At 50.0% G+C, this 1,152-nt stretch carries 1 protein-coding gene; it reads right to left on the bottom strand.

The window, feature by feature from the left end; translation table 11 throughout:
• Window positions 1-1,049: BACON domain-containing protein (locus JX312_RS13885; protein ID WP_204458515.1), on the bottom strand; the 1,049-nt coding region annotated here is incomplete at its 3' end.
• Window positions 1,050-1,152: the final 103 nt, after the last annotated feature.

The following is a 1,152-nucleotide window of genomic DNA, read 5'->3' as shown; positions in this document are numbered from 1 at the left end:
CAGAGATTGGGGGAGTATACGTTATCGGTGTCGCAACCTATCGCATCGAGATTCTTTACGGCATTGTCTCCCGAGCCTTTCCAGTCTGCGAGGAATGCCCAGACGATATCGAAGTTGCTCTGGAAATATATTGTCTCGTTGAGACCCAGATCCTCAAGACCGGTGACAATCATCCTGACTACCGGAGAGGCTGTGCCTGAGTATACGCCGGTAAGAGTCAGGACGTGACCGGTGAAATCCGACAGCTTTATGTCGGTGTTGCAGTCTTCGGCAGTTACCGACATGGTTTTCCCTTCGATATTCAGCTTGGAGCCGTCGAAAATTCCTGTTGCCTTGATTAGGGTTCGCGTGCCGGATTTGTAGCTGTCGATGTCTGCCGTGATGTCGGTGGCGGGAATCGAAGGCACATCTCCGCTTCTGACATCTGTCAGCCTGTCGCAGATCACAAACGGAAGCCTGGTGTCAGAGTCCATCTTTGTTCCGAGCATGCTTATGATCTGTCCGGCACGTGCCTGAGCCGCCTCTCCGGTCACATAAACGAGGTCAGTCCCGTCTGTACCCACAAAACCGTTGTTTGTCTGAGCCAGAACCGCAAGGTTCTCGAACTCTACGGCAGCCTCTTCCTCCATCGCGTTCATGTCGGCAATAGAAGATGGTTTTATATCGCGGAATTTGTCGCCCTCCTGACGCACAGTGACTTCGAAAAAACTACGTTTCTGATCGCCATGGAATTTTAGGACAGCTTTGCGTGGAAGATCGGCAGCTCCGTCACGGATGTTATCAGACACTTCTATCGTGACATCCGTTGTGCCCGCACCTCCGGAGCCGGGTGTGACAGTGATCCAGTCGGGAGCTTCGCATTGCCAGAATCCGTCTGAGACTACGGCGATCATGGTAGGGACAGCATCGGAAACCGGAAATTCAAGACTGCGCGTGCTTCCCATCACAGCTTCGGCGACGCCGCCGTTGTCATCGTTGTCGCAGGAGGTCAGAAGACAGCCGAACGCGACAGCGAGAGATAATAATAATGAATTTATTCTGATTTTCATATCATTCAATTTTTTAACAGTTTCTTAGAAACTGTTTAAATTTAATTCGAAATTTTTTATATAGTGAATCTTGTGGCTTCCTTGAGGTCTTTTATGGTTGTTT

It is taken from the genome of Barnesiella sp. CU968 (assembly GCF_905219685.1).
Classification (GTDB): Bacteria; Bacteroidota; Bacteroidia; order Bacteroidales; family Muribaculaceae; genus Lepagella; species Lepagella muris_A.
This window is presented reverse-complemented; position numbering and strand designations above follow the sequence as displayed.